At 66.4% G+C, this 24828-nt stretch carries 23 protein-coding genes and 2 tRNA genes; 6 read left to right on the top strand and 19 right to left on the bottom strand.

The annotated features are described in order from the left end of the window. Positions 1 to 165: 165 nt before the first annotated feature. The gene (gene coaD, locus L5G32_RS04420; RefSeq protein ID WP_237009810.1) at positions 166 to 654 is read right to left on the bottom strand and encodes a pantetheine-phosphate adenylyltransferase; all 489 of its coding nucleotides are present in this window, start codon (positions 652 to 654) and stop codon (positions 166 to 168) included. Continuing rightward, positions 651 to 1211, bottom strand: a complete 561-nt coding sequence (gene rsmD, locus L5G32_RS04415; RefSeq protein ID WP_237009809.1) for a 16S rRNA (guanine(966)-N(2))-methyltransferase RsmD — start codon at positions 1209 to 1211, stop codon at positions 651 to 653. Before rsmD ends, coaD begins: the two co-directional genes overlap by 4 nt. A gap of 27 nt (positions 1212 to 1238) precedes the next feature. On the opposite strand from rsmD, the gene L5G32_RS04410 reads away from it, so the two are divergent. The 4 genes from L5G32_RS04410 to L5G32_RS04395 all read left to right on the top strand — a co-directional run bounded on the left by L5G32_RS04410 (position 1239) and on the right by L5G32_RS04395 (position 4513). After that, entirely contained in the window at positions 1239 to 2153 is a 915-nt protein-coding gene (locus L5G32_RS04410; RefSeq protein ID WP_237009808.1) for a Sir2 family NAD-dependent protein deacetylase, read from the top strand. A gap of 106 nt (positions 2154 to 2259) precedes the next feature. Continuing rightward, positions 2260 to 2784 carry a diaminobutyrate acetyltransferase gene (gene ectA / locus L5G32_RS04405; RefSeq protein ID WP_237009807.1) on the top strand — a complete coding sequence of 175 codons (525 nt, stop codon included), beginning with the start codon at positions 2260 to 2262 and terminating at the stop codon, positions 2782 to 2784. 35 nt (positions 2785 to 2819) lie between these two features. Continuing rightward, complete coding sequence (ectB, locus tag L5G32_RS04400; protein ID WP_237009806.1) at positions 2820 to 4088, top strand: diaminobutyrate--2-oxoglutarate transaminase; 1269 nt, start codon at positions 2820 to 2822, stop codon at positions 4086 to 4088. Further along, positions 4085 to 4513, top strand: coding sequence for an ectoine synthase (locus tag L5G32_RS04395; RefSeq protein WP_237009805.1), 429 nt, complete (start codon positions 4085 to 4087; stop codon positions 4511 to 4513). Before ectB ends, L5G32_RS04395 begins: the two co-directional genes overlap by 4 nt. A gap of 75 nt (positions 4514 to 4588) precedes the next feature. Here L5G32_RS04395 and proB read toward each other — a convergent pair whose 3' ends face one another. From proB to L5G32_RS04315, 16 genes are all read right to left on the bottom strand, one after another. Continuing rightward, complete coding sequence (gene proB / locus L5G32_RS04390) at positions 4589 to 5704, bottom strand: glutamate 5-kinase (RefSeq protein WP_237009804.1); 1116 nt, start codon at positions 5702 to 5704, stop codon at positions 4589 to 4591. Next, entirely contained in the window at positions 5697 to 7211 is a 1515-nt protein-coding gene (gene obgE / locus L5G32_RS04385; RefSeq protein ID WP_237009803.1) for a GTPase ObgE, read from the bottom strand. The genes proB and obgE overlap by 8 nt, the downstream gene beginning before the upstream one ends. Before the next feature lie 137 nt (positions 7212 to 7348). Beyond that, the gene (rpmA, locus tag L5G32_RS04380) at positions 7349 to 7612 is read right to left on the bottom strand and encodes a 50S ribosomal protein L27 (protein WP_237009802.1); all 264 of its coding nucleotides are present in this window, start codon (positions 7610 to 7612) and stop codon (positions 7349 to 7351) included. A gap of 39 nt (positions 7613 to 7651) precedes the next feature. Further along, on the bottom strand, positions 7652 to 7963 hold the full coding sequence (rplU, locus tag L5G32_RS04375; RefSeq protein WP_237009801.1) for a 50S ribosomal protein L21: 312 nt from the start codon (positions 7961 to 7963) through the stop codon (positions 7652 to 7654). A gap of 224 nt (positions 7964 to 8187) precedes the next feature. After that, complete coding sequence (locus L5G32_RS04370; RefSeq protein ID WP_237009800.1) at positions 8188 to 11568, bottom strand: translation initiation factor IF-2 N-terminal domain-containing protein; 3381 nt, start codon at positions 11566 to 11568, stop codon at positions 8188 to 8190. Between the two features lie 330 nt (positions 11569 to 11898). Further along, a complete protein-coding gene (gene ndk / locus L5G32_RS04365) occupies positions 11899 to 12315 on the bottom strand; it encodes a nucleoside-diphosphate kinase (protein ID WP_237009799.1) in 417 nt (138 codons plus the stop codon). A 39-nt stretch (positions 12316 to 12354) separates the two neighbouring features. Further along, the gene (locus L5G32_RS04360) at positions 12355 to 12849 is read right to left on the bottom strand and encodes a hypothetical protein (RefSeq protein WP_237009798.1); all 495 of its coding nucleotides are present in this window, start codon (positions 12847 to 12849) and stop codon (positions 12355 to 12357) included. A 91-nt stretch (positions 12850 to 12940) separates the two neighbouring features. After that, positions 12941 to 13342 carry a DUF4233 domain-containing protein gene (locus tag L5G32_RS04355; protein ID WP_237009797.1) on the bottom strand — a complete coding sequence of 134 codons (402 nt, stop codon included), beginning with the start codon at positions 13340 to 13342 and terminating at the stop codon, positions 12941 to 12943. Continuing rightward, positions 13339 to 14733, bottom strand: a complete 1395-nt coding sequence (folC, locus tag L5G32_RS04350; protein WP_237009796.1) for a bifunctional tetrahydrofolate synthase/dihydrofolate synthase — start codon at positions 14731 to 14733, stop codon at positions 13339 to 13341. The genes L5G32_RS04355 and folC overlap by 4 nt, the downstream gene beginning before the upstream one ends. Beyond that, positions 14733 to 17396, bottom strand: a complete 2664-nt coding sequence (locus L5G32_RS04345; RefSeq protein ID WP_237009795.1) for a valine--tRNA ligase — start codon at positions 17394 to 17396, stop codon at positions 14733 to 14735. Before L5G32_RS04345 ends, folC begins: the two co-directional genes overlap by 1 nt. A gap of 9 nt (positions 17397 to 17405) precedes the next feature. Continuing rightward, on the bottom strand, positions 17406 to 18008 hold the full coding sequence (gene mobA, locus L5G32_RS04340; protein ID WP_237009794.1) for a molybdenum cofactor guanylyltransferase: 603 nt from the start codon (positions 18006 to 18008) through the stop codon (positions 17406 to 17408). Between the two features lie 177 nt (positions 18009 to 18185). Further along, complete coding sequence (clpX, locus tag L5G32_RS04335) at positions 18186 to 19469, bottom strand: ATP-dependent Clp protease ATP-binding subunit ClpX (protein ID WP_237009793.1); 1284 nt, start codon at positions 19467 to 19469, stop codon at positions 18186 to 18188. Between the two features lie 88 nt (positions 19470 to 19557). After that, the gene (locus tag L5G32_RS04330; protein ID WP_237009792.1) at positions 19558 to 20238 is read right to left on the bottom strand and encodes an ATP-dependent Clp protease proteolytic subunit; all 681 of its coding nucleotides are present in this window, start codon (positions 20236 to 20238) and stop codon (positions 19558 to 19560) included. A gap of 41 nt (positions 20239 to 20279) precedes the next feature. Further along, positions 20280 to 20858: an ATP-dependent Clp protease proteolytic subunit gene (locus L5G32_RS04325; RefSeq protein WP_237009871.1), complete on the bottom strand. Its 579-nt coding sequence runs from the start codon at positions 20856 to 20858 to the stop codon at positions 20280 to 20282. 249 nt (positions 20859 to 21107) lie between these two features. Next, positions 21108 to 22469, bottom strand: coding sequence for a trigger factor (gene tig, locus L5G32_RS04320; protein ID WP_237009791.1), 1362 nt, complete (start codon positions 22467 to 22469; stop codon positions 21108 to 21110). Between the two features lie 40 nt (positions 22470 to 22509). After that, positions 22510 to 22583: transfer RNA gene (locus L5G32_RS04315), tRNA-Pro, on the bottom strand. A gap of 133 nt (positions 22584 to 22716) precedes the next feature. Between L5G32_RS04315 and L5G32_RS04310 the strand changes: the two genes are divergently transcribed. Next, a tRNA-Gly gene (locus L5G32_RS04310) sits at positions 22717 to 22790 on the top strand. Positions 22791 to 23086: 296 nt separating this feature from the next. Beyond that, a complete protein-coding gene (locus tag L5G32_RS04305; protein WP_237009790.1) occupies positions 23087 to 23794 on the top strand; it encodes a L,D-transpeptidase family protein in 708 nt (235 codons plus the stop codon). A gap of 113 nt (positions 23795 to 23907) precedes the next feature. Here L5G32_RS04305 and L5G32_RS04300 read toward each other — a convergent pair whose 3' ends face one another. After that, the gene (locus L5G32_RS04300) at positions 23908 to 24795 is read right to left on the bottom strand and encodes a PE-PPE domain-containing protein (protein WP_237009789.1); all 888 of its coding nucleotides are present in this window, start codon (positions 24793 to 24795) and stop codon (positions 23908 to 23910) included. Positions 24796 to 24828 lie beyond the last annotated feature (33 nt).

Genomic DNA, 24828 nt, shown 5'->3' with positions numbered 1-24828 from the left:
GGCCTTGACGTCAATGAGGCCATTGTGCCGAATGTTGCGCGTGTGACTGGAGAGGCTGGGTCGGCGTGTCGGTATCTACGTTGTGGGCTGTTCGGCGGGGTCTCGACTCCGCTCGACCAGCATGGGGGCTCGACCAGCATGGGGGCTCGACCAGCGTCACAGCCGTCAGACGGACTGGACGCCGTCGATCTTGCCGCGGAGGGCGGCGTGGATGTGCGGCGCGAGGTACGGGGTGACGTCGCCGCCGAGCTTCGCGACTTCCTTGACCAGGGAGCTCGAGACGTGGGCGAACTTCGGGTCGGTGAGCATGAACAGCGTCTCGGCGTCGGCGAGTTCGCGGTTCATCTGCGCCATCGGCGTCTCGTAAGCGAAGTCGGTCTCCGACCGCAGACCCTTCACGATGGTCGGCAGGTCGTCGTCCCGGACCAAGTCGACGAGCAGGCCGGACCAGGACCGGACCTCGACGTTGGGCAGATCGGCGCAGTCACGTCGGATCAAGTCGATCCGCTCGTCGATCGAGAACATCCCCTGCTTGTTGGGATTGACCACCACCGCGACCACCACGCGGTCGAAGCGAGCCGACGTGCGCTCGACGACGAACCGGTGACCGAGGGTGAACGGGTCGTACGAACCGGGGCACACCGCAGCACTCATGACGGCGAATCTACCCGCTGCAGCAAGTGCACCACCGAGTCGCCGTACTTCTTGTCCACCACGGCTTCCAGTCCCACGGGCAGCTCGACGGGCCCACTCCGAGATCCCCGTTCGACCACCACCCAGGCGTCGTCCGCCAACGCGGGAACAAGCATCGTCAGGACTGCCGCGACGTCGTCGGACGTCACGTCGTAGGGCGGGTCGATGAAGACGAGATCGAACGGGCCTGCAGTCGAGGCGAGGAACGATTCGACGCTTCGGCCCACCACACGCACCCGACGTCCGGCCTGACAGACGGCGACGTTGTCGGCGATCACCTTCGCCGCACGACGGTCGGCTTCGACGAGCACGGACGACTCCGCGCCGCGCGAGACGGCTTCGATGCCGAGCGCACCGGTCCCCGCGTACAGGTCGGCGACCCGCACACCGTCGAGGTCGGTGCGGGCGCCGAGCATCGAGAAGACCGCCTCACGGACACGGTCGGACGTGGGTCGGGTCGTATCGGCTGGCACGCCCAGACGGCGTCCTCGGAACTCTCCGGCGATGATCCTGGTCATATCGGTGAACCATCGTATCCTCGAAGCATGCGCACGCGCGTCACTGCTTGGACTCCGGCACCGCCGACCCTCGCCGACACCGACCCCGTCGGACGCGCGAGCCTCGCGACCCGCGTCTTGGCCGGGCGACGGACCGTCGTCCTCACCGGGGCCGGAGTGTCGACGCCGTCGGGCATCCCCGACTACCGCAGCCCGGACGCCGTCCCCCGCAACCCCATGACCATCGAGCAGTTCCTCTCCTCGGCCGACTTCCGTCGCCACTACTGGGCGCGCAACCATCTCGGGTGGCGCCACATGGACGCGGCGACCCCGAATGCCGCCCACCGCGCGATCACCGATCTGCAGCGCGCGGGCGTCGCAACCGGAGTCATCACCCAGAACGTCGACATGCTGCATCTCAAGGCCGGCTCCCGCCCGGTGCTCGACATCCACGGTTCGTACGGGCGGGTGATCTGTCTGTCGTGCGGACACACCCAGTCACGTCATCTGCTCGCCCAGTCTTTAGAAGAAGCGAACCCGGGTTTCGCCGACCGAGTCCGTGGTCGCGGAGCCATCGAGGTGGCACCCGACGCCGACGCGGTGCTCGACGACACCTCCGACTTCACGATCGTCGACTGCGCCGCGTGCGGCGGCGTCTTGAAGCCCGACATCGTCTACTTCGGCGAGAGCGTCCCCCGGCCGGTCGTGGACCGTGCGTTCGCGATGGTCGACGACGCCGACGCCATGCTGGTCGCGGGCTCGTCGCTCAGCGTCATGTCCGGGCTCCGGTTCGTTCGGCATGCGGCCCGTTCGGGCAAGCCCGTCGTCATCGTGAATCGGGGCCGCACCCGCGGCGACGACGTCGCCGCGGTCAAGATCGATCACCGGTGCGAGGCGATCCTGCCGATGCTCGTCGATCTGTCACGAGCGTCTGCTCGGCACGTTTCGAACGCTTTCGTGTGATTTAATGCACAACCCGTGGTTGGCCTGCACAAAGCACAGGCTTTATCGGGGCTCCTGCGCCGATCGTGTGACATCGATGTGACCGCTGGCTAACCTTGAACACGTCATGAACCCGGAATCAGAGACTCAGTTCGATTTGAACGACGACAACGGTGTCGCCTACCGGCGGCCCCGGGTTGACGATGGAATCAGAATGTGGGAGATCGCTCGCGACTCGCAGGTACTCGATGTGAATTCGAGTTACGCCTACGTGTTGTGGGGCGCAGACTTCTCCGACACCTCCATTGTCGCCGAAGTAGAGGGAAGGGTCGTAGGCTTCGTCACCGGATACCGCCGACCGCAGGCCGATTACGCACAGATGGTGTGGCAGGTCGCGGTCGACTCCGATCAGCGCGGTAAGCGGATCGCCGGAACCATGTTGCGTGAGCTGTTCAAGCGCAACGCCGGGTCGGGCGTGACCGCGATCCACACGACGATCAGCCCAGACAACGAGGCGTCGCAGGCGCTCTTCGCCGGGGTCGCCCGCGAACTCGGGCTTGAGTTCACCCGCGAACCCTTCCTCAAGGCCGAACTCTTCGGCGATTCGCACGAGCCGGAAGATCTCTACCGGCTGTCGCCGGCGTCCAAGTAATCACGACGCCGACAAACTGTAAGGACAACTACACAATGACGCAGAAAAGCTCCGTGACGGAAGACATCTTCACCACGTACGAATCACAGGTCCGCTCCTACTGCCGTAACTGGCCGGCGATGTTCGACACCGCCAAGGGAAGCTGGATCACCGACGTCGACGGCAAGCGTTACCTCGACTTCTTCGCCGGTGCAGGCGCACTGAACTACGGGCACAACAACCCGACCTTCAAGGAAGCGCTGATCGACTACATCTCGCGCGACGGCATCACGCACGGCCTCGACATGAACACCGTGGCCAAGGGTGAGTTCCTCGAAGCATTCGCGAGCAAGATCCTCGCACCGCGAAACCTGGACTACGTCGTCCAGTTCCCCGGACCGACCGGCACCAACGCCGTCGAGTCCGCGCTCAAGCTGGCCCGCAAGGTCACCGGGCGCGAAGCCATCGTGAACTTCACCAACGCGTTCCACGGCATGACCCTCGGCTCACTGTCGGTCACCGGCAATGCGATGAAGCGCGCAGGCGCAGGCATCCCGCTGGTCCACTCGACCCCGATGCCTTTCGACAACTACATGGGCGGCGCCCACGAAGACTTCAGCTGGTTCGAGCGCGTCCTCAACGACGAGGGCAGCGGGCTCAATCACCCGGCCGCCGTGATCGTCGAGACCGTTCAGGGCGAAGGCGGCGTCAACGTCGCCCGCGCCGAGTGGCTCCAGGGCCTCGCCGAGCTGTGCAAGCGCCAGGACATGCTGTTGATCGTCGACGACGTGCAGATGGGCTGCGGCCGCACCGGCGACTTCTTCTCGTTCGAAGAGTCGGGCATCACCCCGGACATCGTCACGCTGTCGAAGTCGATCGGCGGCTACGGCCTGCCGATGGCACTGACCCTCTGCCGTCGTGAACTCGACGTCTGGGAGCCGGGCGAGCACAACGGCACGTTCCGCGGCAACAACCCGTCGTTCGTGACCGCCAAGGCCGCCATCGACACCTACTGGTCGGACGACTCCTTCGCCGAGCAGACCAAGGTGAAGGGCCAGCGCATCGCCGATCGCTTCGACGAGTTGTGCAAGCGCAACGAAGGCATCAAGCGTCGTGGCCGCGGCATGATCCAGGGCCTCGCATTCGAAGACGCCGAGAAGGCGGGCAAGGCCTGCGCCAAGGCGTTCGACAGCGGAATGTTGGCCGAGACGTCGGGACCGTCCGACGAGGTCATCAAGCTGCTGCCGCCCCTGACGCTCAGCGAGGACGAGCTCGAGCAGGGCATGGACATTCTGACCGCATCCGTCGAAGAGGTACTCCGATGATCGTTCGCACCACCCAGGAAATCACCGGCACCGACCGTGAGGTCGCCGACCCCAAGGGCAATTGGGTCTCCAAGCGCATCGTGCTCGGCGGCGACCGCGTTGGCTTCTCGTTCCACGAGACCACGATCAAGGCCGGCTCGGTCAACGAGTTCCACTACGCGAACCACATCGAGGCCGTGTGGCTGGTGGAGGGCGAAGGCGAACTCCTCGATCGCGAGACGGGCACCACCTACCCGCTCGCCGCGGGCACCATGTACATGATGGACAAGTACGACCGCCACACCGTCACCGCGAAGACGCAGCTCCGTATGCTGTGCGTCTTCAACCCGCCGGTCGTCGGCACCGAGGTGCACGACGAGAACGGCGTGTACCCGTTGGTGGAGGTTCCGCCGGTGGAGGACGCTGCGGGCAAGCACCGCGCCTGATCCGACGAGACTGACGACGAACGAGCGCGTCGCGGCCACTCGATACGAGTGGTGGCGACGCGCTCTTTCTCGTCTCTACGCAGGCACGAGGTGATCGGCGTGGATGATCGGACGTTGCAGATCCGACGGGAGGTCGTCGGTCGACTTACCGATCGTCCGTGCGACGTCGTCGGCGTCGTACCCCACCACTCCCCGGCCGCGAACGCGCCCGGCTAGGTCGACGAGGTCGACGACGTCTCCACTGGAGAAGTCACCGTGCGCCGCGACGACGCCTGCGGCGAGGAGCGAACGCCGCCGCAAGCAGACCGCCGTGACCGCACCGTCGTCGAGGACGAGTCGGCCGTGCGACTGCGCAGCGTGGCGCACCCAGAACCGGCGCGCCGACAGACGTTCCGGCCGCGCGGCGAACGCCGTGCCGACCGTCGCTCCGCGGAGTGCGGCGTCGGCGTCGGACGCTGAGGCCAACAGCACCGGCACACCCGAGTCGGAGGCGAGACGAGCCGCAGCGAGCTTGGACGCCATTCCGCCGGTCCCGAGAGCTCCGCCTGATCCGGCGATCACGCCGTCGAGGTCGTCGGGTCCGTCGACCTGCTCGATGAGGCGCGCCGGTGTGCCGTCGGGCCCCGGTTTGCGGGGGTCTCCGGTGTACAGCCCGTCGACATCGGACAGCAGAACCAGTGCGTCGGCGCTCACGAGATGCGCGACGAGAGCCGCGAGTCGGTCGTTGTCTCCGAACCGGATCTCGTTGGTCGCCACGGTGTCGTTCTCGTTGACGACGGCCACCGCGTGCAGCGAGCGCAGGCGATCGAGCGTGCGCTGCGCGTTCGCGTGGTGCCCACGATCGGAGAAGTCGTCGGCGGTCAACAGCACCTGGCCGACCACGCGACCGTACCGGGCGAACGACGTCCCCCACGCGTGCGCGAGCGCCAACTGGCCGACGCTCGCGGCCGCCTGTTTGGTCGCCAGATCGGTCGGCCGCTTACGCAGGCCGAGGGGCGCGATCCCGGCGCCTATCGCGCCCGAGGACACCACGACGACGTCCGTTCCGGACTGCATTCGGCCTTCGAGCGCGTCGACGAGCGCATCGAGACGGTCTCGGTCGAGTCCGGTCGTCATGTCGGTGACCGCAGACGAACCGATCTTGACCACGATGCTGCGTGCGGACGCTATGCCGCGGCGGACCTCACTCATCGTCCTCGAGCGAGTCGTCCCCGAGCGCATCGTCGCTCTCCCAACCGAGTGCGTCCGTGGACTCGTCGTCGGAGCTTCGACGACGCATCTCGCGAGCGACCTTACGTTCAGCGGCGCCGATGCGATCGGTGCGATCGAGACGGATATCGGTCCCTCGACCCGTCAGCGGCACCTGTTCGATGCCCGGCGTCGTCGGCTCCCAGTCGAACGTCACGCCTGCGATGGTCACGCCCGCGCCGGGCTGTGCGCCCTTCTTGACGAGTGCTGCCTCCACACCGAGTCGGTTGAGGCGGTCCGCGAGGTAGCCGACGGCTTCGTCGTTGTCGAACTGCGTCTGCCGGATCCACCGCTCGGGGCGAGCACCGCGAACGATGAAGCCGCCCTCGATCGCCGGATCGGCTTCGACCGTGAACTCGCCCTGGTCGACGGCCTTGGGCCGGATCACCTGACGGCGCGCGACGGGCTTCGCGTGCGCGGCACGGTACTCGCGGACCATCTCGCCGAGCGCGAAAGTCAACTCCTGCAAGCCCTTGTGCGCGACGGCGGAGATCCGGAACACCGGCCAGCCGCGTTCGGCGATGTCGGCTTCGACGAGCTCTGCGAGTTCGTCGGCCTCCGGGATGTCGACCTTGTTGAGCACGACGATCCGGGGCCGGTTCGCGAGATCGCCGAGCGAGTGGTCGGCGTCCAGTGCGGGCTGGTAGGCGGCGAGTTCGGCTTCGAGCGCGTCGATGTCCGACAACGGGTCGCGCCCGGGGTCGAGCGTCGCGCAGTCGACGACGTGCGCCAGAACCGCGCAACGTTCCAGGTGGCGCAGGAACTCCAACCCGAGCCCGCGACCCTGCGATGCGCCCGGGATGAGACCCGGAACGTCGGCGACGGTGAACACGTCGGCGCCTGCGGTGACGACACCGAGATTCGGGGTCAGGGTCGTGAACGGGTAGTCGGCGATCTTCGGTTTCGCGGCCGAGAGCACCGAGACGAGCGACGACTTGCCCGCTGAGGGGAAGCCGACGAGCCCGACGTCGGCGACCGACTTGAGTTCGAGTACCAGTTCGCGCTCCTCCCCGGGTTCGCCGAGGAGCGCGAAGCCGGGAGCGCGGCGTGCCTTCGACGCGAGGGCCGCGTTGCCGAGACCGCCACGACCACCCTGTGCGGCGATGAATTCGGTGCCCTCGCCCACCATGTCGGCGAGGATCGTCCCCTTGTCGTCGAGGACGACGGTGCCGTCCGGGACCGCGAGTACCAATTCGGTCCCGGTTGCCCCGCTTCGGTTTCCGCCCTCGCCGGGACGGCCACTGGTGCCGCGAGCGTGCGGACGGAAGTGGAAGTCCAGAAGCGTGTGCACCTGCGGATCGACGATGAGGCGTACGTCGCCGCCGTTTCCGCCGTTGCCGCCGTCGGGGCCGCCGAGCGGCTTGAACTTCTCGCGGTGAACCGACGAGCAGCCATGCCCGCCGTTACCGGCGACGACATCGATCTTGACGCGGTCGACGAAGCGCGACACGGCGTCTCCTTCCTAGGATGAATCTGTAATGGCCATCACGAGACAGGCCAGAAAAACGAAGCAGGGCGGGTCGGGGTTCTCGATGACCCTGACCCGCCCTGCTGCAGAGCTGAGTTGTTACCAGTTCGACCGGGTCGTCAGACCGAGGTCGGCTCCGGAACGATGTTCACAGTCTTGCGTCCGCGCTTGGTACCGAACTCCACCGCGCCCGACTCGAGAGCGAACAGCGTGTCGTCGCCACCGCGTCCGACACCCACGCCGGGGTGGAACTTGGTGCCGCGCTGGCGGATCAGGATCTCGCCCGCGCTGACGACCTGGCCGCCGAAGCGCTTCACGCCGAGTCGCTGAGCATTCGAATCGCGCCCATTGCGCGAGCTGGATGCACCCTTCTTATGTGCCATTGTTCATTCCTCCTGGGGAACTAAGAAAAAGTGGAGCTACTACTTGATGCCGGTGACCTTGAGGACCGTCAGGTTCTGACGGTGGCCCTGGCGCTTGTGGTAGCCGGTCTTGTTCTTGAACTTGTGGATACGGATCTTCGGGCCCTTCACGTGCTCGAGGATCTCGGCGTCGACCGACTTGCTATCCAGCTTGTCTGCATCGGTGGTGAGGTTCGCACCGTCGACGATCAGCGCCACAGGCAGCGACACGGTGCTGCCCTGCTCGGCGTCGATCTTCTCGACCTTCACAATGTCGCCCTCGGCGACCTTGTACTGCTTACCGCCGGTCTTGACGATCGCGTACGTTGCCATTCCCGCTGTCCTCTTACTCGTCTCATAGGGCCGAATCCGCAGGCCAGTCCTGCTCATCAGCGAATCTTTGGTGTGCTGCAGCTCCGATAACTCTCGGAGCAGCTTCCGCGCCGTGCGCGCACGTCAGCGCGCGTCTGCGGAAGGCGACTTGTCAAGGCTACGGGACCGCAGCCTATCGGGTCAAACTCATCGGCCGCGCGTCGGCGGCCGTCCCGCGACGCCGCTCACTGCTCTGACGGCGGCGGCCCCGCCGCGCGTCGCCCGGTCCGCCTGCGTGGTGTCCGCGTGACGGCGACGACCGGTTCGGCGGTCTGCGCCGCGACCGTCGTGACCGGCTCGTCCGACGTCACCGTGATCGGTTCCGGTGCGATCGCAGTCGGTGCCGACGTGCGTCGCACCGCGCGACGGCGACGCGTCACCGTCGTCACCGGCGCAACGGGTTCGGACTCCGGTGTGGCGGGCGCAGGCGTGGTCGGCGCTGGTGCCGCCTCGACGACCGGACTCTTCTCGGCGTCGGACGTGCTGGCTGCGTCTGTCGTGGCAGCGGAGTCCCCATCACGAGAATTCCCGTCACGAGAGTTCCGGTCCCGCGAGTTCTTGGTTCGCGAGTTCCGGCTGCCCGAGTTCCCGACGCCCGAATCCTTGGCGCCCGAGTCCTTGGCGCCCGTGGTCTCCGCTCCGGAATCGTTCGCTCCGGAGTCGGCCGCCTCGGCGTCGTCGTGGTGAGCCATCGCTCGGAACAGCGGGTGCTCGGCCGCAGGCTTGTGCGGGGCCTCCTTGGGCTGCTCCGATGCCTGCCGTGCCGACGACTCGGTGTTGCCGTTGCCGCCCTTCTTACGCCGCGAGCGCCTGCCACTCGAATCCGATCGGGACCCGTCGTCGGACGAACGGACCTCGACCGGGTTGGCGTGCACGATGACGCCGCGGCCCGAGCATGCGGTGCAGGTCGTCGAGAACGCTTCGAGCAGGCCGGTGCCGAGGCGCTTGCGCGTCATCTGCACGAGTCCGAGCGACGTGACCTCGGAGACCTGGTGGCGAGTACGGTCCCGACCGAGCGCCTCAGTGAGACGACGCAGCACCAGGTCCCGGTTGCTCTCGAGCACCATGTCGATGAAGTCGACGACGATCATTCCGCCGATGTCACGCAACCGCATCTGGCGCACGATCTCCTCGGCCGCCTCCAGGTTGTTGCGGGTGACGGTCTCTTCGAGGTTGCCGCCCGACCCGGTGAACTTGCCGGTGTTCACGTCGACCACAGTCATCGCCTCGGTGTGCTCGATGATCAGCGTTCCGCCGGACGGGAGCCACACCTTACGGTCGAGGGCCTTCGCAAGCTGCTCGTCGATGCGGTGCACAGCGAACGAGTCCGGTGCGTCGGCGTGCGCCTTGGTGAACTCCTCGACGCGGTCGAACAGGTCCGGCGCCACGTCACGGACATACCCGGAGACGAGCTTCCACGACTTGTCGCCTTCGACGACGAGTTTGGCGAAGTCCTCGTTGAACAGGTCCCGGACCACGCGGACGAGCAGGTCCGGCTCCTCGTACAGGGCGCGGGTGGTGCCCGACCCCTTCGCCTTGTGCTCGGTGGCTGCGGCCTCGATGGTCTTCCACTGCGACTCCAGGCGTTCGACGTCGGCCGCGAGCTCGGGCTCGCTGACGCCTTCGGACGCCGTCCGGATGATGACGCCTGCGCCGTCCGGCACGACCTTCGAGAGGATCTGCTTGAGTCGCTTGCGCTCGGTGTCCGGCAGCTTCCGACTGATTCCCGTCGACGAACCGCCCGGCACGTACACCAGGTAACGACCCGCGAGCGAGATCTGCGTCGTCAGCCGGGCGCCCTTGTGTCCGACCGGGTCCTTGCTGACCTGAACGAGAACGTTATCGCCCGGTTTGAGCGCCTGTTCGATCTTCCGCGAGCGACCGTCGAGCCCGGCGGCCTCCCAGTTGACCTCACCGGCGTAGAGGACGCCGTTGCGTCCGCGACCGATGTCGACGAACGCCGCTTCCATACCGGGCAGCACGTTCTGGACACGGCCCAGGTAGATGTTGCCGACCATCGACTGCGATGTCTCGGTCGTGACGAAGTGCTCCACGAGGACGCCGTCTTCGAGGACTGCGACCTGCGTGTAGTCCTCGGTCGGCGCGGAGTGCGAGTCGTGCGAGTTGACCGCCGAGTTCGCATTGCGCTCACGGACCACCATGACCCGCTCGACGGACTCGCGACGTGCCAGGAACTCGGACTCGGTCAGGATCGGCGGACGACGACGCCCGGCGTCCCTGCCGTCCCGACGGCGCTGACGCTTGGCTTCGAGACGAGTGGAACCCGAGATGCCTTGCACCTCGTCGCGGACGCGCTTGGTCCGCGGCTCACGCTCGTGGACCACCGTGTTCGGCGGATCGTCGGTCGGGGTCGAGTCGTCGCCCTCCCCGGTGCCACGGCGGCGGCGACGGCGGCGACGGCGCTTGCTCGTCGGCGACGAGTCGTCGTCCGAGTCGCCGTTCGACGACTCCTCGTCCGTGTCGTTGTCGTCAGAGTTCTTGTCGGCCGCGTTCTTGTCGGCACCACTCTTGGCAGCCGAGTTCTTGTCAGCGGAGTCTTTGGCGTCGGCGTCGTTGGCGTCGTTGGCGGAGCGGTTCTCGTCACCCGACTTGGTGCCGTTGCCGTTCCTGCCGCCGCCGTTCCGGCGGCCGTTCTTGTCCGCAGACGAGTCGCCGTCGGCACTGGACTCGGACGCGTCGCTCTGGCCGTCGTCGGAGCCACGGTCGTCGGCGTCCCGGTGGTCGCCGTCCTCGGCCTGATCTCCACGCCCGCGACCACGCCCGCGACGCCCACGGCGCCTGCGCCGCGACCTCGACTCGGCATTCGACCCGTCCGAATTCTCGCCGTCTGAGTTCTCGCCGTCTGAGTTCTCGCCGTCTGAGTTCTCACCGTCTGAGTTCTCACCGTCTGCGGAGTCACCTGCGGCGGTCTCACCGTTGGCGTTCTCGTTGTTCGCGGGTGCGGAATCGCCAGCGGACGCAGCAGACCCGGTCTCGCCGGTCTTCGGCGCGTTCCTCCGCGGCGACTTCTTACGCTCAGGGGTCGAATCCGCAGACTCGCTGTCTGCGGACTTCTTCGCCTCCGGCTCGTCCCCTTCGGGCTTCGCGGTCTCGTCGGGCTTGGTCGTCTCGTTAGGTTTGGCCGTCTCGTCTGGTTTGGCGGCCTCGGCCTTCTTCTTCGCACCCTTTGCGCCGGACTCCTCCGGCTCCGCGGCCAGGAACAGCGGCGCAGCGACGTCTGCGGCAGACGTTGACGCCGACGGCTCGACGACCTCGACCGCCGAGAACAACGACGGCCCGTCCGGTGTTGACTCCGACGGAGCCTCTGCTGCTGGTACATCCGGTGCGAGGGCACCGAAACGCGCTGCGACGCGCATGGCGTCGTCGCGCGAGATCGACGACTGCGCGGTGCGCGCCGTCACCCCTAACTCGCCGAGGTGCCCCAACACGTCCCGGCTGGTGGAACCCAGCAGTCGGGCGAGTGCGTGCACGCGGAGTCGTAGGGGAATGTCTTCCGCCGAGAGATGCGCCGAATCGGCGTTCACCGGCGACCCGTTATCGGTCACGTGGTCTCCTTGAGACCCCCGGGCGCGTCGAAAGAGCTGTACGACGCGGCCACGCGAGGGCCTTCCCAATGTGTGCCGGTCGTCGTGCGACCGGGTGTTGTGTGGTCTTCGCGTCTGAACTTCGACGCCTTGCTGTGACGGTTCCCATGCGACCACCGCTCACCCGGACCCTGTGGGGTGCAACCGATGGCGGGCGGGCCGCTAGCGTTCCGTCGAGCCCTCGAAGTCAAAGTGTGACTCCGCGGACCCAGTCAAGTATCCCACACAGACGGGGCGCTACCCGCACAGCATTGGAAAAGTAGTCCTCGCGCGCCGCGGCGCACGGGTGTTTCAGGAGTTCAGAGCCGGGAACCAGAGTGCGATCTCGCGTGCGGCAGACTCCGGCGAGTCCGACCCGTGCACGAGGTTGAACTGGGTCTCCAGTCCGAGATCACCGCGGATCGTGCCGGGAACGGCCTTCTCGACGGGGTCGGTGCCGCCTGCGAGCTGACGGAACGCCGCGATCGCGCGAGGGCCTTCGACGACCGCCGCGACGACGGGCCCGGAGGTGATGAACTCCAGCAGCGACCCGAAGAACGGGCGCTCGGCGTGCTCGGCGTAGTGCTCGGAGGCCAGCTCGGTGGTGACCGCCCTCAGTTCGAGAGCGGCCAGGGTGAGGCCCTTGCGTTCGATGCGGGAGATCACGTCGCCGATTACGCCGCGCTGCACACCGTCGGGCTTGATGAGTACGAGAGTCTGTTCAGTCACCAGCACACTCTAACAACGGGTGCGCGGTGCCGACTCACGTCACCGGGGGCAGTACTCCGGTTCCACGGCGTAGAAGCCGTACGTGAACAGGCCTCCGTCACGCGGACCGCCGACGATCACCTGGACGCACGCTCCGCGCTCGGCGACTGCAGCGTCCAGCTGGCCGCCGAGGACGTCGGCCATCGCCCGGTTGTCGTCACGGTGCCCGACGGGCAGGTTCGCGATGATGTTCTGGGGCTGGCGCTCGGCCATCCACCGGGTGGCAGCAGGCGTTGCGATGTACCCGAACGAGCCGTCGGCGACAGGCTGCGGAACACCCGGCTTGTTCGCCTGCTCCTCGACGGACATCGTGCTGGTCGACGGGGCGGTGCTGGTCGGGGCGCTCGTGGACGGGGTGACTGTTCGGCTCGCATCGGCATGAGCAGGCGCCGCGATCAGGGTCGTCGCCGTTCCTGCCGCCACTGCCAGGAGCGCGAAACGTGCGATCGCACGGTGACTGCCACCGCGACCGTTGCCGTCGTACCGAAATCCCATTGAGCGCACCTGTCTCTCGCCTCGGCGAGGTCGTCGAACTACCGAGTGTAGTCGAGGCATTCTGTCGAACAGTCGACGCCGCACGCGAGCTTCAGTTCAGGCGTTGACTCGGAAGCAGCCCGTGTTCGATCCGTCGGGCGACGTCGCGTCGAATGTACGCGATGTAGACCCAGACACAAAGAAAGATCACACCGATCACGGCGAGTGACCAATGAAACAGTCCGCCGACGATGAGCACCAGTTGCAACGCCAGGATCGTCGGCAGCGCCCACGACCGCGAGCACATCCCGGACAACGCGATGAACGCCACGGTCAACGCACCGAGGAGCAGTCCGGACCCCCACGAGAGACCTCCCCCGATCTTCGCGACGATCGGGAACGCGAGCAGGACGATGATGACCTCGAGGATCAGCGTTCCGGCCATCACTCCCCGGAACCCCTTCCACGGATCGGTGGCGGGCGGGTTGATCCCCGGTGGCAGGTTCGAGGTCATGACGGGTCCTTCCCGAAGAGTGTGCGTCCCGCCCCCGCCGTGACGACCGACCCGGTGATGACGACGCCCGCGCCGGACACGGATCCGCCTTCGCCGTCCTCGGCGAGTTCGACGGCCCGCGCGACGGCGTCGGGCAGGAACGCCACGGTCTCGACGCGCTCGTCGCCGAAGATCGGACGGGCGATGTCAGCGAGCGTCTCGGTGTCGAGGGCGCGCGGCGAGCCGTTGTTCGTGAGCACGACGGAGTCCAGCACCGGTTCGAGCTCGGTGAGGAGCCCTCGCGCATCCTTGTCGCCGAGCACGCCGACGACCCCGATGAGTCGACGGAAGTCGAACTCGGACGTCAACGCTTGAGCGAGCGCCTTCGCCCCGTGCGGATTGTGGGCCGCGTCGATGAAGACACTCGGGGCGTTGCGGAGGCGTTCCAGTCTGCCCGGCGTCGTGACACCGGCGAATGCTTCACGGACGGCGTCGACGTCGAGTCGACGGTCGGAGCCCGCACCGAAGAACGCTTCGACGGCGGCGAGCGCGAGCGCAGCGTTCTGCGCCTGGTGCGCGCCGTGCAGCGGAAGGAACACCTCGTCGTACACTCCGCCGAGCCCCTGGATGGTCAGGAGCTGTCCACCGACGGCAGTCGCCGAGGACAGCACACTGAACTCCGAGTTCTGCCGGGCCACGATCGTCCCCGCGTCGACACTCGCGCGGAGCAGGACGTCGGCCACCTCGGGTTCCTGCTGGCCGATTATCGTCACCGGGTCGGCTGGCACGATCGCGTCCGACGGCCCGGGCTTGATGATGCCGGCCTTCTCCCCCGCGATCGCGGTGAGCGTGTCGCCGAGGTAGTCGGCGTGGTCCATCGCGATCGGCGTGATCACAGCGACCTGGGACTCGATCACGTTGGTCGCGTCCCAGCGTCCGCCCATGCCGGTCTCCACGACCGCCACTTCGATCGGAGCCTCCGCGAACGCGGCGTACGCCATCGCGGTCAGCACCTCGAACTTGCTCATCCGCGGACCGTCCTGGGCCGTCGACGAGTCGTCGACCATCGTGATGAACGGCTCCAGCTCGCGATAGGTGTCGATGTAGAGGCGCGGGCTGATCGGCGCGCCGTCGATCGCGATCCGCTCGGTCGCCAGTTGCAGGTGCGGGCTGGTGATGCGGCCGGTCCGCCGGTGGAACGCCTGCAGCAGAGCGTCGATCATCCGGGTGACCGACGTCTTGCCGTTGGTCCCCGCGATGTGGATGGACGGGTACGCGTGCTGCGGGTTTCCGAGCAGCTCGAGCAGTGCGGTGATGCGCGTGAGCGACGGCTCGATCTTGGTCTCCGGCCACCGCGTGTCGAGTTCGGCTTCGACTGCCGCGAGCTCGGCGAGTTCGCTCGCGTCCGCCATCAGGCGCCCAGCGCTTCGAGCTTGGCCTTGAGGCGTGCGACGTCGGCCTCGGCGAGGTCACGCCGAGCCTTGATCTTCTCCACGACCGCGTCCGGAGCCTTCGACAGGAACTGCTCGTTGCCGAGCTTCCCGGTGGTGCCCGCGAGTTCCTTCTCCGCTGCGGCGAGGTCCTTGGCCGCGCGCTTGCGTTCGGCTTCGACGTCGACCGTCCCGGACGTGTCGATCGCGACGTTCGCGGTTCCCGCCGACAAGCGCACCTCGACGGTGGCCGTCGCCGTGAAACCGTCGTCGGCCGCTTCGAGTCGCGCGAGCGAGTCGAGCTGGCCGCGGAGCTCCGCGAGACCGAGTTCGTCGAGGCCCTCGACCACGGCGGCGACACGTTGTCCGGGCTTGAGACCCTGGTCGCTGCGGAAACGGCGCACCTCGGTCACCAGCTTCTGCAGGTCGTCGATGCTCTGAGCGGCGGCCACGTCGATCGGCTGCCCGGACGATGCGGGCCACTCGGCGATCACGACGGACTCGCCGCCGGTCAACGTCTTCCACAGGACTTCGGTGACGAACGGCATCACCGGGCTCAGTGCGCGCAGCAGCTTGTCCAGGACGGTGCCGAGCACGAGCGCGGTGCGTTCGGCGCGCTCCCCGCCCTCGGCCACCTGGACCTTCGACAGCTCCAGGTACCAGTCGCAGACCTCGTCCCACGCGAAGTGGTACAGCGCCTCGCACGCCTTCGAGAACTCGTACGTCTCGAAGCCCGTGTCGACGTCGGCGAGGACCTCGTCGAGGCGACCGAGGATCCAGCGGTCCGAGATCGTCAGATTCTCGACGTCGAGACCCTCACCCGCAGCGGGGACCCGCGCTCCGTTCATCAACGCGAACTTGGTCGCGTTGAACAGCTTGGTCGCGAAGTTGCGCGAGCTCTGCGCGTGCGACTCGCCGACCGAGATGTCGCTGCCCGGATTGGCGCCGCGCGCCAGCGTGAAGCGAAGCGCATCGGCGCCGAAGCGATCCACCCAGTCGAGCGGGTCGATGCCGTTGCCTTTCGACTTGCTCATCTTGGAGCCGTGCTCGTCGCGGACCAGGCCGTGCAGGAAGACGTCGGTGAACGGCACGCGCGCCGAACGATCCGTGAGCCCGGCGATGTCGAGTCCGCCGACGTAGGTGCCGAACATCATCATGCGGGCGACCCAGAAGAACAGGATGTCGTAGCCGGTCACCAAGACCGACGTCGGATAGAACTTGTCGAGCTCGGCGGTCTGCTCGGGCCAGCCCATGGTCGAGAGCGGCCACAGACCCGACGAGAACCAGGTGTCCAGGACGTCGGGGTCCTGCTCCCAGCCTTCCGGCACGCTCTCGTCGGGACCGAAGCATTCGATCTGGCCGTCCGGGCCGTACCAGACCGGGATGCGGTGGCCCCACCAGAGTTGACGCGAGATCGTCCAGTCGTGCATGTCGTCGACCCACGCGAACCAGCGGGGTTCCTGGCTCGTGGGATGGATGACGGTGTCGCCGCCGCGGACGGCGTCGCCTGCCGCGGTCGCGAGCGAACTGACGTCGACCCACCACTGCATGGACAGGCGCGGCTCCACCGGCTCGCCTGCACGCTCGGAATGGCCGACGCTGTGCACGTACGGGCGGACCTCTTTGACGATGCGCCCCTGCTCGGCGAGGGCTTCGCGCACGGCGACCCGAGCCGCGAACCGATCGAGTCCGTCGAACTGGGTTCCCGTGCCCTCGATGACGGCCGTCTTGTCCATGATCGTGATCATGGGGAGTTTGTGGCGCTGCCCGATCGCGAAGTCGTTCGGGTCGTGGGCCGGGGTGATCTTGACTGCGCCGGAACCGAATTCCGGGTCGACGTAGTCGTCCGCGATGACCGGGATCTTGCGGTCGAGGAACGGGTGGTCGAGCTCAACGCCGATCAGGTCGGCGTAGCGGGCGTCCTCGGGGTGGACGGCGATCGCGGTGTCGCCGAGCATCGTCTCCATTCGCGTGGTGGCCACGACGATGTGCGGCTGCGAGTCGTCCATCGAGCCGTAGCGGAACGAGACGAGCTCACCGTCGACGTCCTGGTACTTGACCTCGATGTCGGAGATGGCGGTCTGCTGAGCAGGCGACCAGTTGACGAGCCGTTCGGCACGATAGATCAGTCCGTCGTCGTACATCTTCTTGAAGACGGTGTGGACGGCACGGGACAGACCTTCGTCCATGGTGAACCGGTCACGGTCCCAATCGACGCCGTCGCCGAGGCGTCGCATCTGGCCTTGGATGGTGCCGCCGGACTCGGCCTTCCACTGCCAGACACGATCGATGAACTTCTCTCGACCGAGGTCTCGGCGGCCGACGCCTTCCTCGGCGAGCTGCTTCTCGACGATGGTCTGGGTCGCGATGCCCGCGTGGTCCATGCCCGGCAGCCACAGCACCTCGTACCCCTGCATCCGCTTACGTCGCGTGAGGGTGTCCATCAGCGTGTGGTCGAGTGCGTGACCCATGTGCAAGGAGCCGGTCACATTGGGCGGCGGCAGCACGATCGAGTAGCCGGGCTTGTCGGACGAGGCGTCGGCACGGAAGTATCCGGCGTCCACCCAGCCCTGGTACAGGGCCGATTCGTGGTCGGACGGGTCCCAGGTTTTGGGCAGGGCGTTGCTCAGCTCGGGGTTGCTCACCCTTTGATTCTAGGAAACGCCGGTGGCGCGTAGTCGGTGCAGGTCCTCGGGGGCGTCGACGTTGGTGAGCCAGTTCTCATCGCTGACCGTCACGCGGCGCGTCGCAACGGCGTCGACGGCCGCTCCCATCCGTAGTTCCCCGGCGTCCACCAGCTCGTGGAGCCCGCCCACAGCGCGGGTGCGGTAGACCCCGGCCATCGGGTGGTCACGCTGGCTGTCGTGCGCGATCACGACGTCGATCGACTCGGTGAGCCCAGCGAGGAGTTCGTCGACGAGGCCTGCCTCGATGAGCGGCATGTCGGTGGCGCAGACGAAGGCCACGTCGGCACCGGCTGCGTCCGCCGCATGCAGGGCGGCGACGAGGCCGCCGAGCGGCCCGCTCCCCTCCTTCTCGTCGGTGACCCACTGCAGATCCGACTCGTTCGACAGTTCGCGGTAGGCCTGCGACGTGGCGGGGGCCGCGACGAGGACCGGGGAACACCGCTGCGCGATCGTGTCCGCTATCCGGGTCAGCATCGTCACCCCGTCGAACTCCAACGCTGCCTTGTCCTGCCCCATCCGGCGCGAACGCCCGCCCGCGAGAATGATTCCGGCGACTGTGTCGTAGCTCATGCTGACCACCGTAGCGGGAGCGTCGCGCACGCGACGCCGCTTCGCTCACCTTGCCTGCACGGCGCGGTCCGACGAACGCGAACACGCGTGAGGCGTCGACTCCCGCTCCATGTCTGGACATAGAGCGGGAACCGACGCCTCACGCGTGTACGGCCCTGCAGTGGACTCTGCGGCGGGTTACGCCGACTTCTCGGCGGGACTGTCGTCGTCCTTGCGCGGGACGACGGTGGGGAGCACGTTGTCGCGGACCGTCTCCCCGGTCACGACGACCTTGGCGACGTCGTCACGGCTCGGGATGTCGTACATGACGGGAAGCAGGACTTCCTCCATGATCGCTCGGAGACCACGCGCACCCGTGCCACGATGGATCGCTTGGTCGGCGATCGCCTCGAGTGCCTCGTCGGTGAACTCGAGCTCGACGTCGTCCATGTCGAAGAGCTTGGTGTACTGCTTCACCAGTGCGTTCTTCGGCTCGGCGAGAATCGAAACGAGCGCTTCCTTGTCGAGGTTGCGCACCGACGCCACCATCGGCAGACGCCCGATGAACTCAGGGATCAGACCGAACTTGATCAGATCCTCCGGCATGACCTCGGCGAAGTAGTCGCTCGTGTCCGTCGCATCCTTACTCGGCACCTCTCGGCCGAAACCGATGCCGCGCTTGCCGATCCGGTCCGCGACGACCTTGTCCAGGCCGGCGAACGCGCCGGCGACGATGAACAGGACGTTGGTGGTGTCGAGTTGGATGAACTCCTGATGGGGATGCTTGCGCCCGCCCTGCGGCGGCACCGACGCCTGCGTTCCCTCCAGGATCTTCAGCAGCGCCTGCTGCACGCCTTCACCGGACACATCGCGGGTGATCGACGGATTCTCACTCTTGCGAGCGATCTTGTCGACCTCGTCGATGTAGATGATGCCCGTCTCGGCCCGCTTCACGTCGTAGTCGGCTGCCTGGATCAACTTCAGCAAGATGTTCTCGACGTCCTCACCGACGTAACCGGCCTCGGTGAGGGCGGTCGCGTCGGCGATCGCGAACGGCACGTTCAGCATCTTGGCGAGAGTCTGCGCCAGATACGTCTTACCGCACCCGGTCGGTCCGAGCATCAGGATGTTCGACTTCGCCAGCTCGACCGTCTCGGCAGTCGAGCGCTTGTCGCCCTTCTCGCCGGCCTGAATCCGCTTGTAGTGGTTGTAGACCGCCACCGCGAGCGTCCGTTTGGCCGTGTCCTGTCCGACGACGTAGTTGTCGAGGAAGTCGCGGATCTCCGCAGGCTTGGGAAGCTCGTCGAGCTTCACATCGCCACTGGTCTCGGCGAGCTCCTCCTCGATGATCTCGTTGCACAGGTCGATGCACTCGTCGCAGATGTAGACACCCGGACCTGCGATGAGCTTCTTGACCTGCTTCTGACTCTTACCGCAGAACGAGCATTTGAGGAGGTCACCACCGTCTCCCATTCGGGCCATGTGGCCACACCTACTTTCTCGGGGGTGCTGTGCGCGTCACCGTGAACGGTACTCGCGCGTGGGCGGGTTCGAAGGAGAAGAACACGACTTACTTGCGAGCCGACTTCTTGCGGTAGTCGAACACCTCGTCGATGATCCCGTACTCCTTGGCGTCGGTGGCCGTCAGAATGTTGTCGCGGTCGGTGTCCTTGCGGATCTTCTCGGTGTCCTGCCCGGTGTGGAACGAGAGGATCTCGTCGAGACGCTTACGGATGCGCTCGATCTCCGCAGCCTGGATCTCCAGGTCCGAGACCTGCCCCTGGTAGGCGCCGCCGGTGCGCGGCTGGTGGATCAGAATGGTCGCGTTCGGAAGCGCAGCGCGCTTGCCCGGCGTGCCGCCTGCCAGCAGGATCGCAGCGGCTGATGCAGCCTCGCCGAGGCACACGGTGACGACGTCGCAGTGGACGTACTGCATGGTGTCGTAGATGGCGAGCATGTCGGGGACGCTGCCACCCGGCGAGTTGATGTACATCGTGATGTCGCGGTCGGGATCCTGGCTCTCCAGGACCAGCAGCTGCGCCATCACGTCGTTCGCGACGGTCTGGTCGATCGGCGTGCCGACGAAGACGATGCGCTCCTCGAACAGCTTCGCGTACGGGTCGTACTGGCGCTGACCGTTCGGCGTGTTCTCGATGAACGACGGCAGGATGTAGCGGGCTTCGATGCTCTTGAGCGCCAGCGCGGCATCGGAGATGCCTGCGCGGACGTCGGCGGGAAGAGATGAGTTCATGGTGTCTCCGTAACCGGTGAAGGGTGTTGGGCGGGTGGCGTTCACACGCCGGGACGGGTCACGTGCGTCACAACGTGGTCGACCAGGCCGTAGTCCTTGGCTTCGGATGCGGTGAACCAGTTGTCACGGTCGGCGTCGGCTTCGATCCGCTCGAGCGACTGACCGGTGAACTCGGCGTTGAGCCGGTTCATCTCGCGCTTGGTCGCTGCGAACTGCTCAGCCTGGATGGCGATGTCCGACGCGGTGCCGCCGATGCCTGCGGACGGCTGGTGCATCATGATCCGCGCGTGCGGGAGTGCGTGCCGCTTGCCCTTGGCGCCTGCGGCCAGGAGGAACTGTCCCATCGACGCGGCCATGCCCATCGCGTAGGTCGCCACGTCGCAGGGTGCGAGCTGCATGGTGTCGAAGATCGCCATGCCCGCGGTGACGCTTCCGCCGGGCGAGTTGATGTAGAGGTTGATGTCCTTCTCCGGATCCTCTGCGGAGAGCAGCAGGATCTGTGCGCAGAGCCGGTTGGCGATGTCGTCGTCCACCTGGGTTCCGAGGAAGATGATCCGCTCGCGAAGCAGGCGCTCGAACACTGAATCAGTCAGGTTCAGGCCGGCGACGCCCGAGCTCATGGAGGGCGTGTCGAGATTGCTCACTTGTTGTCCCTATCTGTCGAAAATGATGGCCGTGCTCACGCGAAGGTGTGCGGCGTTGTCACCGAGGTTAATCAATTTCACCCCTCGAATTGTTCCGCCGACACCCCGTATTCGCTCACAGCGGAACAATGTCCGTCCGTTCGAACACTCGACCCGAACAGCACGACAGCCGGGACGCATTCGCCGTCCCGGCTGTCGAAGTGTGCCCAATGCAGGGCGTGCGGATCACGCGTCGGCGTCGTCGCCTTCCGTGGCGTCCTCGTCGTCGCTGCCGCCGAAGAACGCGTCGGTGTCGATCGTCTCGCCGTTGGTGTCGGTGACCGTGACCTTGCCGATGACGTCGGCGAGCGACTTGTTACGTCGCACGTCCGCGTACAGGGCGCCGATCTGGTTGGCGCTCTGCAACTGCTGGATGAACTCCTGCGGGGCGACGCCGTAGCGCTGGCTCTGCATGAGGATCTGCTGGGTCAGCTCGTCCTGGCCGACCTCGGTGCCCGCCTCGTCGGCGATCGAGTCGAGCAGCAGCTGCGTACGAACCGACTTCTCCGCGTCGGTGCGGCTCTCGGCGTCCCACTCTTCGCGGGTCTTGCCCTGCGCCTCGAGGAACTTGTCGACCTGCGCGTCGTCGTGGCCGAGCGCGTGGACCAGCTGGTGCTGGACGCCTTCGACCTCGGCGTCGACGACTGCCTCGGGCAGCGGGAACTCGACGGTCTCGAGGAGCTGATCGAGGACGGCGTCCCGGATGGCTGCGGCCTGCTCGTACTTCTTCGAGTCGGCGACCTGGTCCGAGAGGCTGGCGCGCAGTTCCTCGGCGGTGTCGAACTCGCTTGCGAGCTGAGCGAAGTCGTCGTCGACGGCCGGGAGCTCGCGCTCCTTGACCGAGTTGACGGTGACGACGACGTCGGCATCGGCTCCGGCGTGATCGCCTGCGACGAGCTTGGTCGTGAAGTTCTTCTTCTCGCCGTCCTTGAGCCCCTGAAGTGCCTCGTCGAGACCCTCGATGAGGTTGCCGCTGCCGACCTCGTGCGAGAGGCCTTCGGTGGTGGCGTCCTCGACGGGCTCGCCGTCGACGGTCGCTTCGAGGTCGATGGAGACGAAGTCGCCGTCCACTGCGCCGCGGTCGACGCCGACCAGCGTGCCGAAACGGGCGCGCAGGTTCTCGAGCTCTTCTTCGATGTCGGCGTCGGAGATCTCGATCGGATCGACCTCGACCGACAGAGTCGAGAAGTCGGGAAGCGCGATCTCCGGGCGGATGTCCACCTCGGCGGTGAACTTGACCGGCTCGCCGTAGACGAGCTCGTCGACGTCGATCTCCGGCTGGCTGATCGCCTTGATGTCGGCCTCGGCGACAGCCTCCGAGTACTTGTTTGGCAATGCGTCGTTGACGACCTGCTCGAGGATCGACTGGCGGCCGACGCGCGCCTCGATCAGCTTCGCGGGCGCCTTGCCGGGACGGAATCCCGGGATACGGATCTGCTGAGCGAGTGCCTTGTACGCCTGGTCGAAGTCACCGGAGAGTTCCTCGAACGGAACCTCGACATTCAGCTTGACTCGGGTCGGGCTGAGCTGCTCGACGATGCTCTTCACGGGGTAGAACTCCTTAGATCTTACGGACGACTCGTGATCGTCGGGATGACAGGATTTGAACCTGCGACCCTCCGCTCCCAAAGCGGATGCGCTACCAAGCTGCGCCACATCCCGCGGTCGGGTCCGTTGTACGGACACGGCCAAACGCACATAGTACGGCCACCCGGGTCGCAGACACGAACTCGGGACTGGTTTTGAAGTTCCGCGACCGACTGCTGTAGTGTTTTGCCTCGCACAGCAGTGCAACGCGGGTGTAGCTCAATGGTAGAGCCCTAGTCTTCCAAACTAGCTACGCGGGTTCGATTCCCGTCACCCGCTCCAGACGAGAACGACCCCGGTCCGCAAACATGCGGGCCGGGGTCGTTTCCGTTTCAAAGCCCTGACCGAGAACCTCGACTCACACACCCAGCACACATCCAGCACACATCACGGACACCACGCGCCCCAGATATAACAGCCGGGAGACGAGCATCACCGCTCGATACACCACTATTCGGACAAACCCCTCGTTTTCCTCGGCGTTTTGAGTTGGCGCGAAGGCAACGGTTGTGTAACGATGATGTTCGAGCGTCCACGGGGGTGGCGTGTCGTTACGACGAAACGAAGGTAGAGACGACGTGTTCAAGAAGAAGAGTGCGAGCCGTGCGGCTCGCCTGACCGCTATCGCAGTCAGCGTGGCGGCCCTCGGCGCAGGCGTTCCCGCCGTCGCCAGTGCGACGCCTGTCACCGTGATCCCGGGCCTCCCGCCGGTCGAGGTTCCCGAACTCCCCAAGGTCCCGAACGTTCCTAACGTTCCGAACCTCCCGAAGCCGGATGCTCCGAAGACCAAGGAGACGCCTAAGCCGACTCCGAAGTCGACGACCCCGAAGGCTCCGGCCATTCCGGCCATGCCGAACGTCAAGTCGGAGACCGGCTACGTGGCGCTGGCCTCGGACCGCACCCACCAGGTCTACTGGTGGAAGGACGGCAAGTTCATCAAGCAGATGCCTACCTCGATGGGCACTGACAAGCACCCGACCTCCAACGGTGTGTACTACACCAAGGAGAAGTACCGCGACATGTACATGGACTCGTCCACGTACGGTGTCCCGGTCGACTCCCCTGAGGGCTACCGCACGTACGTCGAGTACGCGACCCGTATGTCCTGGGACGGCATCTTCATTCACGCCGCACCGTGGTCGGTCGCACAGCAGGGCGTCTCGAACGCCAGCCACGGCTGCCTCAACGTGAGCACCGCGAACGGCAAGTGGGTGTACGACAACGTCGGACGCGGCACTCCGATCGTGGTCCGCGGCACCGTCGGCGGCCAGTACAACGGCGGCTAGTCAGTACGACGACTGCGCCTGCCGCAGACATCGACCGGGCCCCTTCCGACACTCGTCGGTAGGGGCCCGGTCTCGTCAGTAGGTCTTTGTCTTTGTCTCCGCTCGGGCGGCGGTCAGGCGACGAGCGCGACGTTCGCTCGGTGCATGGTCGCCTCGACCTGCATCCACTGTGCGAGCACCTGGCAACCGGTGATCTCCGGATCGGTCAGCGGCGCACGACGGTACGGCTCGCCGTCGTAGGAGACGTGGCGTCCACCGCCCGGATTGGTCAGTCGCCACATTCCGACGGCGATGGTCGACGGCAGGTAGCCGCGTACTTCGCGGACCGCCGCGCGAAGACGATGTGCGTCGCGCCGCCACTGGCGCGGCGTGACCGACGTTCGCTCGGCATTCTGCATCCGGCGAGAGAAGACTGCGCCCCACATGTCGGCCACCCAGCGTCGCACGTGCAGAACCGACAGCGAGTCCGTGAGATCGGCGACGTCCCGGATCAACGAGTCGTCGGACGCATTGCAGATGACATCGTCGGGAACACCGACCCAGCACGCGGGCACCGCGCCCGGAACCTCGGCTCCGGGGCCTGCGACGCCCCAGCCCGTGCAGCCCTCGACGACACCGGGCGGCTGGTGTGGATCGGCGACGAACCCGACGGCGAGTACGCGTCCGACGAGTGTCGTCGACGCTGGATGTGCGAGGAACGTCCGGATGACGGCAGCGCCCTGCGAGTATCCGATCACCATGACGGGACCGTCTGCGGCTCGCACAGCCCGCGCGAGTGCGGCCACACCGCACGCGACGCTGTCGACATACGCCATGCCCTCTCGGCCGGCAGTCGGTCCGTACGCTGCGGGATACCCCACCCAACGACTGGTGAATCGATGGTCGAGAGTCGAAGTGACGGCCGCGAGCATTCCAGTGACCTCGGTGCGATCGTCTCCAGGATGCGATTCGCCGGTACCGCCTACTGCCAGAACAGTGATCGGTGCGCCAACCTGCTTCATGCTCTCCATCCTGCACCTCGACTCTGACAACTC

Source organism: Gordonia zhenghanii, assembly GCF_021738965.1.
In the GTDB taxonomy this organism is placed as follows: domain Bacteria; phylum Actinomycetota; class Actinomycetes; order Mycobacteriales; family Mycobacteriaceae; genus Gordonia; species Gordonia zhenghanii.
Note: the sequence above shows the minus strand (reverse complement) of the source record. Positions and strands in the feature narration are given on the sequence as shown.

Excerpts from the sequence above, each read along its gene's own strand:
- coaD (WP_237009810.1), bottom strand. The coding sequence starts at position 654 with ATGAGTGCTGCGGTGTGCCCCGGTTCGTACGACCCGTTCACCCTCGGT.
- rsmD (WP_237009809.1), bottom strand. The coding sequence starts at position 1,211 with ATGACCAGGATCATCGCCGGAGAGTTCCGAGGACGCCGTCTGGGCGTG.
- L5G32_RS04410 (WP_237009808.1), top strand. The coding sequence starts at position 1,239 with ATGCGCACGCGCGTCACTGCTTGGACTCCGGCACCGCCGACCCTCGCC.
- ectA (WP_237009807.1), top strand. The coding sequence starts at position 2,260 with ATGAACCCGGAATCAGAGACTCAGTTCGATTTGAACGACGACAACGGT.
- ectB (WP_237009806.1), top strand. The coding sequence starts at position 2,820 with ATGACGCAGAAAAGCTCCGTGACGGAAGACATCTTCACCACGTACGAA.
- L5G32_RS04395 (WP_237009805.1), top strand. The coding sequence starts at position 4,085 with ATGATCGTTCGCACCACCCAGGAAATCACCGGCACCGACCGTGAGGTC.
- proB (WP_237009804.1), bottom strand. The coding sequence starts at position 5,704 with ATGAGTGAGGTCCGCCGCGGCATAGCGTCCGCACGCAGCATCGTGGTC.
- rpmA (WP_237009802.1), bottom strand. The coding sequence starts at position 7,612 with ATGGCACATAAGAAGGGTGCATCCAGCTCGCGCAATGGGCGCGATTCG.
- rplU (WP_237009801.1), bottom strand. The coding sequence starts at position 7,963 with ATGGCAACGTACGCGATCGTCAAGACCGGCGGTAAGCAGTACAAGGTC.
- L5G32_RS04360 (WP_237009798.1), bottom strand. The coding sequence starts at position 12,849 with ATGGGATTTCGGTACGACGGCAACGGTCGCGGTGGCAGTCACCGTGCG.
- L5G32_RS04355 (WP_237009797.1), bottom strand. The coding sequence starts at position 13,342 with ATGACCTCGAACCTGCCACCGGGGATCAACCCGCCCGCCACCGATCCG.
- folC (WP_237009796.1), bottom strand. The coding sequence starts at position 14,733 with ATGGCGGACGCGAGCGAACTCGCCGAGCTCGCGGCAGTCGAAGCCGAA.
- mobA (WP_237009794.1), bottom strand. The coding sequence starts at position 18,008 with ATGAGCTACGACACAGTCGCCGGAATCATTCTCGCGGGCGGGCGTTCG.
- clpX (WP_237009793.1), bottom strand. The coding sequence starts at position 19,469 with ATGGCCCGAATGGGAGACGGTGGTGACCTCCTCAAATGCTCGTTCTGC.
- L5G32_RS04330 (WP_237009792.1), bottom strand. The coding sequence starts at position 20,238 with ATGAACTCATCTCTTCCCGCCGACGTCCGCGCAGGCATCTCCGATGCC.
- L5G32_RS04325 (WP_237009871.1), bottom strand. The coding sequence starts at position 20,858 with ATGAGCTCGGGCGTCGCCGGCCTGAACCTGACTGATTCAGTGTTCGAG.
- L5G32_RS04300 (WP_237009789.1), bottom strand. The coding sequence starts at position 24,795 with ATGAAGCAGGTTGGCGCACCGATCACTGTTCTGGCAGTAGGCGGTACC.